8 protein-coding genes are annotated in these 7,499 nt (G+C 56.6%); 5 read left to right on the top strand and 3 right to left on the bottom strand.

From position 1 onward, the window contains the following. Window positions 1-103: 103 nt before the first annotated feature. On the bottom strand, window positions 104-1,000 hold the full coding sequence (locus GWC77_RS26380; RefSeq protein ID WP_173262006.1) for a LysR family transcriptional regulator: 897 nt from the start codon (window positions 998-1,000) through the stop codon (window positions 104-106). 93 nt (window positions 1,001-1,093) lie between these two features. Here GWC77_RS26380 and GWC77_RS26375 point away from each other — a divergent pair, with 93 nt between their 5' ends. Beyond that, window positions 1,094-1,861 (top strand): sulfite exporter TauE/SafE family protein, encoded by a 768-nt coding sequence (locus GWC77_RS26375; protein ID WP_173262003.1) that lies wholly within the window; start codon window positions 1,094-1,096, stop codon window positions 1,859-1,861. A 166-nt stretch (window positions 1,862-2,027) separates the two neighbouring features. Here the strand turns inward: GWC77_RS26375 and GWC77_RS26370 are convergent, their stop codons facing one another. After that, window positions 2,028-2,447 carry a hypothetical protein gene (locus GWC77_RS26370; RefSeq protein ID WP_367949118.1) on the bottom strand — a complete coding sequence of 140 codons (420 nt, stop codon included), beginning with the start codon at window positions 2,445-2,447 and terminating at the stop codon, window positions 2,028-2,030. Between the two features lie 194 nt (window positions 2,448-2,641). Here GWC77_RS26370 and GWC77_RS26365 point away from each other — a divergent pair, with 194 nt between their 5' ends. From GWC77_RS26365 to GWC77_RS26350, 4 genes are all read left to right on the top strand, one after another. Next, window positions 2,642-2,806, top strand: coding sequence for a hypothetical protein (locus GWC77_RS26365; RefSeq protein WP_173261997.1), 165 nt, complete (start codon window positions 2,642-2,644; stop codon window positions 2,804-2,806). Between the two features lie 79 nt (window positions 2,807-2,885). Beyond that, a complete protein-coding gene (locus GWC77_RS26360; RefSeq protein WP_173261995.1) occupies window positions 2,886-3,968 on the top strand; it encodes a SagB/ThcOx family dehydrogenase in 1,083 nt (360 codons plus the stop codon). Window positions 3,969-3,978: 10 nt separating this feature from the next. Beyond that, the gene (locus GWC77_RS26355) at window positions 3,979-5,535 is read left to right on the top strand and encodes a carbamoyltransferase C-terminal domain-containing protein (protein WP_173261992.1); all 1,557 of its coding nucleotides are present in this window, start codon (window positions 3,979-3,981) and stop codon (window positions 5,533-5,535) included. A 15-nt stretch (window positions 5,536-5,550) separates the two neighbouring features. Further along, window positions 5,551-6,795 (top strand): MFS transporter, encoded by a 1,245-nt coding sequence (locus tag GWC77_RS26350; protein ID WP_173261989.1) that lies wholly within the window; start codon window positions 5,551-5,553, stop codon window positions 6,793-6,795. A gap of 343 nt (window positions 6,796-7,138) precedes the next feature. Here GWC77_RS26350 and GWC77_RS26345 read toward each other — a convergent pair whose 3' ends face one another. Further along, window positions 7,139-7,432: a DUF1493 family protein gene (locus GWC77_RS26345; protein ID WP_173261986.1), complete on the bottom strand. Its 294-nt coding sequence runs from the start codon at window positions 7,430-7,432 to the stop codon at window positions 7,139-7,141. Window positions 7,433-7,499 lie beyond the last annotated feature (67 nt).

Genomic DNA, 7,499 nt, shown 5'->3' with positions numbered 1-7,499 from the left:
ATGACGGGGGACTGCTCGGCGCGGCGTGGCGGCAGCGGTTCCGGGCTACGCCCTTCACCGCTGCCGCCACGCCAGTACTCTCATCCTGATTGACGCGCTGCTCTCATCTTGTTTGACGCGCGGCAGCGCCTTCCTTCAACTGCCGCGCGAGCAGATCGGCCTGCGGCGTCAGCACGAGAAAGTCTCGCGCGCAAAGGTAAAGCCGCCGCGCAGCCCATGCCTCCGACAGTGGCAGGATCGCCAGGTCCCGACGCAGCGTGCTCGCCAATACCTTCGAGAGGATCGATACGCCGACGCCTGCCTCGACCAACATCGCCACGTGCTCCACGCTGCGCAGCTGGACGCGGTAGTAGAGCTGACGACCAAGACGCGACGCGCGTTCCGCAAGGTGTGTTTCGAGCGCAGTATCCGCCATGCCGACAACCGGTTCGCCAAGAATTTCCGTGAATGCCACGGACGCTTGCTTCGCAACGCGATGCGCGCGGCTGGCCACTACTACGAGTTCGTCCTCTGCAATCAGATGCGTCTGCAGGTTCGCGAGGTCAGTGATGTCGGCCACGATGCCGAGGTCCGCGCGCCGGTCCACCAGCGCTTGGACGATCTCGGAACTAGGCCGTTCTTCGAGATCGACGGCAAGGTCGGGATGCGCCGCCAGGAACTGACATAGCCGGGGCGGCAGGAATGCCGCCAGCGCCGCGGTGTTGGACAGCAGCCGAATGCGTCCTTTCAGTCCCGTTGCGTAGGTACGCAACTCCCCGCGCATCTGCTCGACTTGGCCGAGGATCGAACGGGCATGCCGGATCAAGGCCTCGCCGGCCGCCGTTGCGCGCACGCCGCGACGGTTGCGCTCGAGCAACGGTGCGCCAAGCGCCGACTCCATGCCAGCGATGCGCTCACTGACCGACGCCAGCGCCAGGTGCATTTCCCGCGCGCCTTGCGTCAGGCTGCCGCATTCCACAACAGTCAGGAATAACCGCATATCGGTCAGGTCGAAGCGCACGAGAAAGTCCCTCTTCTGCTTTCGTTTTTTCCGAAGTCTAGCACTGGAAATGCCAGATTGCGGACAGATGATCGAGTGCCTAGCATGGCCCCCATGGAATCGAATTTTTTGATTTTTCTGGCCGGATTGGTGGCCGGTGCAATGAATGCACTGGCCGGGGGCGGCTCGTTTGTCAGTCTGCCTGCGCTGATCGCGGCGGGTGTGCCACCGGTTTATGCGAATACCTCCAGTACCGTAGCGCTGTTTCCTGGCGGCCTCGCCAGCGCGTGGGCATATCGCGACGGCCTGGGTCCGGTCGGGTCGGTGCCGTTGCGCGCATTGCTGATTGCGACGCTGTGCGGTGGCCTGGTCGGAGCGATCCTGCTGCTGCGCACCTCGTCCACAGCATTCGCTTTCGTGTTGCCTTGGCTGCTGCTGATCGCGTCCGTTGCGCTTTCGTTCGGACGGCGGATCGGCGATGCGCTGCGTGCTCGTTGGCACATTCCCGCAGGCGCGGTACTCGCCATCCAGTTCGCGCTCGGCGGATATGGAGGCTACTTTGGAGGAGCGGTGGGGATCATGATGATCGCCGTATGGGGGCTGCTCGACAATCGCGATATCAAGCATCTCAATGCTGCACGTACGCTGCTGGTCGGCGCGGCGAATCTTGTTGCCGTGCTGGCGTTCATCGGCGCGCAGGCCGTGCGCTGGCCGGAGACGCTGGCCATGCTGGCCGGCGCAATCCTTGGGGGATATGGTGGCGCGCGCATTGGCCGGCGCGCCTCGCCGGCAGTCATTCGTGCCGGCACGCTACTGGCGACGTCCTGCATCACGCTCGGGTTCTTCGTGAAGACCTACGCGCCGATGCTGGTGCATCGTTGAGCATGGTGTGCGCTCTGCTGGAAACTATTGGATCGCTCGCCATACTGGCAAGCATCGCGGCGCATGTAGCCATGTGGTGCCGCAAGCCTATGTCCCGCGACGTTTTCGGCTCGCCTCGTCGATCCGATAGTTGCCCCGCATTCTCTTCCAGGCACAGCAGTCACCGTCACCGTCCGGTTCGCAGGCGAGCGCGGAAAGCGCCATGGTGGCAACGATCAGCAGCCGATTGATCATCAGCCCTCATGCTCTGCGTCGCGTTAAAAGCGGGGGGATTACCGTTGTAATGAACGGCGCTGCGGTAGCCGATTACCGACACGTCGTAGGCGAGGATGACTTCGCCGATGATCGGGACGGTGCGGCCGACGAAGACGCCGATGTTGCGCGTCCAAAGAATTTTGAGGCGTCGGACGCTGCCGAGCGTTAGCGTCGGCAGGATGTCCTTCTCTATCTTGAAGTCGAGGTGCCTGCGGGCCACCCGTGATGCTATCGATGTGCCGATCGCCGCACCCTTCGGCTTGCGTTTCGTGGGAAGGAACGCCCAGATGCCGTATCGCGGTCCGGGGCTGCGGCCGTCCCTGCCAAGCATTTCGAGCCCGCGGGCCATATGCCGCGCTGACGAGCAATCGGGAATCATCCGTGAATTATGCGAAATAAGGTTTACATTCTTCCTTTCGTCCGAATTCTTTCGCGTAGCTTTTTTATTTTTGGAATCTGTTCGTACGCTTCACTGGCATCACGTTTCGATGGATGCGCACTATTCATTTTTTGGAGAGCTATGCTATGAAAAAAATCAAGCTTGAGCCGACCCTATCGTTTCAGTCGAATGATGCCTATAACAAGCCGGTTGGCGTTCCAAGACAAATAACAAAGATCGCACTCGAACCAGCTCTGTCGTTCCAGTCAAACGACGCATATAACAAGCCCGTCGGCGCGGCGCGGAAGTAAGGTTGATGTTTCATAGTTGATAGGACCGATGGCTGGCCCATGCCAGCCATCGACGATGAGTATTATTTAAGCAGGCGCTATGAATACGAGATCGAGTCCGCCATTTTTTATCAAGATAATAGATGGAAAGTTGGTCCTTTGGGATTATAGAAAACATGCTCAATACCAGATAAGCCCCGCACACACTCAACGACTGCTTGACGTCGCGCGCGGTGCTAACCTGACTGAGTCCAGCATTGATCGAGAAATTGACGCTAGCGGAATATTTGCAGGTGACAGTCGAAATCTCGAAAATTGGGGATGGGATTGTTTGTCGCAGATATTTCATATCGGAACGCAGGTCGTTCTCGAAGACGGAGCAGACCTCCCTTCGGACGATAGCTACGAGGGCTACGTGGCATATTGCGCATCGATAGCCGACAAAATTCCGGAAATGAAACATGAAAGGGAGGGTGAATTGATTGCTCTCCCCGTGCCAAACCGCAATTTCGCTGCAATTAATCAGCTTTCAGATGCTCTGATGAGGCGGCGAACGAGCCGATCGTTCGTTGCCGAGCCGATTGCACTTCAAATGGTAGCTGATGCGTTGCACTGGACATTCGGTATCGTACATGGCGATACACGCGAAGATATGCGTGCAGCTGGCCTTCGGCCCGTCGGCTATCGGCGAACGTCTCCATCTGGGGGCTCGCTCCATCCTAGTGAAGCGTACCTAGTCGCTCTACACGTAACGGGATTGAGCCCTGGGATTTATCACTACCGTGCCAGCTCCCATCAGCTCACGCGCCTAGCTGGCGATATAAACGGCGAGATGCTCGGTCGGCTGTTATGTGCGCAAATGTTTGCGCGGAATCTGGCTTTCGGCGTATTCATCACCTGCCGGTTTGACAAGATGTGGTGGAAGTATCCACATTCCCGGGCATACCGAGTTGCGTTGCTAGACATTGGGTGTCTAGCTCAAACGTTCCAGCTCGTAACAACTGGCATCGGATTACGTTCGTGGCTCACGGGTTATTTTTTGGATCGTGAGATTAATCGCTTATTGAGGGTGGACGAGGTCAGCGAATCGGTACTCTTCTTCGTGGGCGCGGGTCCGGGTGAAGACACGCCGTTTGCTCCGGAGATGCTTGCTAGCATTCAAAGGTTTAACAATATTTCCTAGAAGAGACGCCATGCTTATTTTGGGATTCAAACCAGGGCACGACGGACACATCGCAGCCATCGAGGACGGAGTCTTGAAGTTCTCTTATGAAGCCGAGAAAGACTCGAACCCGCGATATGCTCCGATCGGGGTCAATCTGTTCATTGAGGCTTGCGCAGCGGTCGATCGCACCCCGGACGCCATCGCCGTCAGTGGGTGGACCGAAGGTTACCCCGCGAGTGCGCCCCCTATAGGCGGCGGTTATTGGGGTGTTGAGAAACCACGTGTAACATCAAGCGTGTTTCTTGGCGATCATCTTCGCTTAGTGACCGACTCTCACGAGCGCTCTCATATCATGTGCGCATACGGGATGTCGCCTTTTCCGCAAGGGCAACCATGCTACGTGCTCGTTTGGGAAGGCCATATCGGATCGTTTTATTTTGTTGATGCACATATCAACATCAAAAAACTTTGCCAGATATTGCCATATCCGGGGATTCGATATGCTTTCGCGTACGGTGTCGCAGACCCGACCTTCAATATTCGAAGCGGGCACGTTAGATTGAGTGATGCAGGAAAATTGATGGCTCTCGCCGCGTTTGGCGAGCGGATAGATTCTCGTAGTAGTGAGTTCGATCTCGTTTCAGCGCTTCTTTCGGATCAGTTGACACTCGCTTCTTTAGACAAGCAAAGGTTTTCAGAGTCCAGGTACTTCAACATCGGCGTCGAGAGCCGGGAATTCAAGGATTTGGCCAGAACGATTTCCGATTGCATCTTCGACCTGTTCCGTGAACGGGTGCGGCGTTTTGTGGAGTACCGTGCGCCTCTTCTGATCAGCGGCGGATGTGGCCTGAATTGTGATTGGAATCGGCAGTGGGCGGATAGCGGGCTCTTTACGGATGTATTTGTGCCTCCTTGTCCAAATGATGTGGGGACAGCTATTGGTACTGCAGTCGATGCTCAGTTAGCATTGACTGGGTACGCCAAGATCGAGTGGAATGTCTACTGCGGACAACCGTTTATCGATGATCTTGATCAAATAGAAGGATTCTGTCGGAGGGAGATGCATTACCATACGACTGCGCAGCTGATTCAGCAGGGGGCAATTCTAGGGTGGGCTAACGGTAGAGCGGAGATCGGCCCGCGTGCGCTCGGAAATCGATCGATTTTGGCCGCGCCGTTCGCCAAATCCACTCTTGACCGACTCAACGCAATCAAGCGTCGAGAATCGTTCCGGCCAATAGCACCCATTTGCCTAGAGAGGCGTGCCCTGGAGTATTTCGATCTGCGCGGGCCTAGCCCTCACATGCTTTATTTTGCGCGCGCTAAGACCGACTCTCTGCAAGCTGTTACGCACGTCGATGGTTCGAGTAGGCCCCAAACGGTCAATTTGCGCGAGAACCCACGGATCTATGCACTGCTCGAGGCCTTCTCAGAAGTAACAGGTAGTGGCGTGCTCTGCAATACATCCCTCAATTTCAACGGAGCCGGGTTTATCAATCGAACCGGAGACCTTGCGCGGTACGCGGCGAAGGCCGGCCTTGACGGTTTCGTGGTTAACGACAAGCTATACGTAAGAACAACTTAAGGCAAAACCGATGCCATGAGCACAACTATTTCTCTGTTCGGGATCCGTGGGTATCCGTCTTTTTTTTGGGGCAGAACTTTTAATTCGATTTCTATTTGGGTGGATTTCACGCTAATATTCTCTCTCCTTTCGTTTAATTTTGATGCTAGTCCTGGCGTTTTGGGGATGACTGCAGCGCTATATGGATTGCCGGGGTTATTGGCAGGGCCGTTCATAGGCGCTCTCGCGGATAGGAAGTCGCCCGCACTCGTCATGCTGTGCGGCGCATTTGCGCGTTTTGTAACCTCTTTGGGACTTGCGTTCGCCCCGAATGAAGGCGTCTTTGCGGTATGGGTTTTTGCAAAGGGCGTCAGCAATCTCGGGACCATTCCGGCGGAACAAATTGTAATTCGGCGCTTGCTGTCAGACGCGCAAATCGTTTCCACGGTGGCGCTCACTTCGATCGTCGATCAATGTACGAAGATTCTGTCGCCTCTGCTGGGGGCTGCGCTCTCTTTTGCGCATCATTCGCAGGGCGGCTTTGCGTTGACCGCGATACTTGCCGTTTTTTCAATGGGGTGCGCTATCGGTGTAGCTGGTGCCGTCGGATGGCGACATTCGAACGAGTCTCACCGGCCGCGCTACCCCGATTTCGCATTGTTTTGGCGACTGATCGTGGAGCGCCCTGCACTGGCGTCCGCGCTTGGGCTCGTGGTCACTTTCTCGACGATTTTAGGTCTCTACGATTCGCTCGTGGTTGTACTACTTCGGGATCATGGACAGCCAGCCAGTTCGTTCGGCTCGATCGTCAGTTGCACAGCTCTTGGGGCGATAGGTTGCGGAGTCTTTCTTAAGAACATACTGGCGCATGTCAGCGAGTCTAAATCGATGACTTGGTTTCTCGTAGGATTCAGTGCAACCGTTCTTGTGGCGGGCGTTCTTGCGCTCACCGTCACCAAATTGAGCTTGGGAGTGCTGTGCCTGCTTTGGTGCATCAACGGATTTTGTTACGGAGGCGGAGTGATGGCTTACGCTATCGCTCTACAGAAAGAAGCACCGCCTGACTCGCTTGGCGTCGTGTCGGCATCGGCCCGCAGTATGCAACTTGCTGCCTTAGTCGTCGGACCCATCATAGGGTCCTGGGTGGCTCAGCACTTGGGGCTTGAAATCACGTTTGTCAGTGCAGGCGGAATCGGACTCTCTATAGCAGTGTGTGCGACGCTCAAGCAAGCGCTTGCTCGCCAGAGGTCTAATAAGCGAGCAAGTGTTCAGAGCATGTAGAGTCGGCCGATCGCGCGTATGCGCGCGCCGGGGACGGTGTACTGCTTGGCTCTTCGGTCGTGCTGCGCTTCAAGAAACACCAAGCCTTTGTCGGCGCCGCGTTGAAGCTCTCGTAGTTATCTCGATGTAGTCCCGTTCGAGTTCGATCGCGTAGTGGCGTCATGGCCCCAACGCGGGCTGCAAATCTGCAACTCAATTGTCGGCATGCTCGTCTCTCGGGTGGTTGTTGTATGCCTAATCCGCAGCGTGGTTGACCGGCTGCCGTCGCGGCAGCGCTTGTGAGTCCCAACTGCCATCAATCAGTGCCTATGAAGCATACCGACGGTCAGCGTTTCCCGCTTCGTCACAAGCGACCGTTCTCGACCTTGGCGGAATCCCGTTTACCGAGGTTGGCAGCGGTGACGAGCATGCCGACCGTGATAGGAACGCGATCGAGCGCCTTTCGCCGCTTTCGCGACAGAGCTGTGACGAGCATGAGCAGAAGGCCGGACCCTTCGTCCATGAAGTAGCGCCCCGCTTCAAAATCGCCTTCGTCGACCTTGAAGCGGGCAAAGAAGGCTTCCATGAACATTTCGCCGTAAGCGCCCGGCAAAGTCGCCTTGAAGCCCGAGTGTTCTGACGCGAGCATCGTGTCCATTAACAACTTTTAATGGACAGGTGTACACGATGGAAGAACTCGAAGCGAATCCCGAAGTGGCCGTGCA

This window comes from Paraburkholderia sp. NMBU_R16 (assembly GCF_013282575.1).
Lineage (GTDB): Bacteria > Pseudomonadota > Gammaproteobacteria > Burkholderiales > Burkholderiaceae > Trinickia.
Note: the sequence above shows the minus strand (reverse complement) of the source record. Positions and strands in the feature narration are given on the sequence as shown.

What these genes read in the sequence shown, in the direction of transcription:
- GWC77_RS26350 (WP_173261989.1), top strand. Translation starts at nt 5,551, where the DNA reads ATGAGCACAACTATTTCTCTGTTCGGGATCCGTGGGTATCCGTCTTTT.
- GWC77_RS26355 (WP_173261992.1), top strand. Translation starts at nt 3,979, where the DNA reads ATGCTTATTTTGGGATTCAAACCAGGGCACGACGGACACATCGCAGCC.
- GWC77_RS26370 (WP_367949118.1), bottom strand. Translation starts at nt 2,447, where the DNA reads ATGCTTGGCAGGGACGGCCGCAGCCCCGGACCGCGATACGGCATCTGG.
- GWC77_RS26365 (WP_173261997.1), top strand. Translation starts at nt 2,642, where the DNA reads ATGAAAAAAATCAAGCTTGAGCCGACCCTATCGTTTCAGTCGAATGAT.
- GWC77_RS26375 (WP_173262003.1), top strand. Translation starts at nt 1,094, where the DNA reads ATGGAATCGAATTTTTTGATTTTTCTGGCCGGATTGGTGGCCGGTGCA.
- GWC77_RS26345 (WP_173261986.1), bottom strand. Translation starts at nt 7,432, where the DNA reads ATGGACACGATGCTCGCGTCAGAACACTCGGGCTTCAAGGCGACTTTG.
- GWC77_RS26360 (WP_173261995.1), top strand. Translation starts at nt 2,886, where the DNA reads ATGAATACGAGATCGAGTCCGCCATTTTTTATCAAGATAATAGATGGA.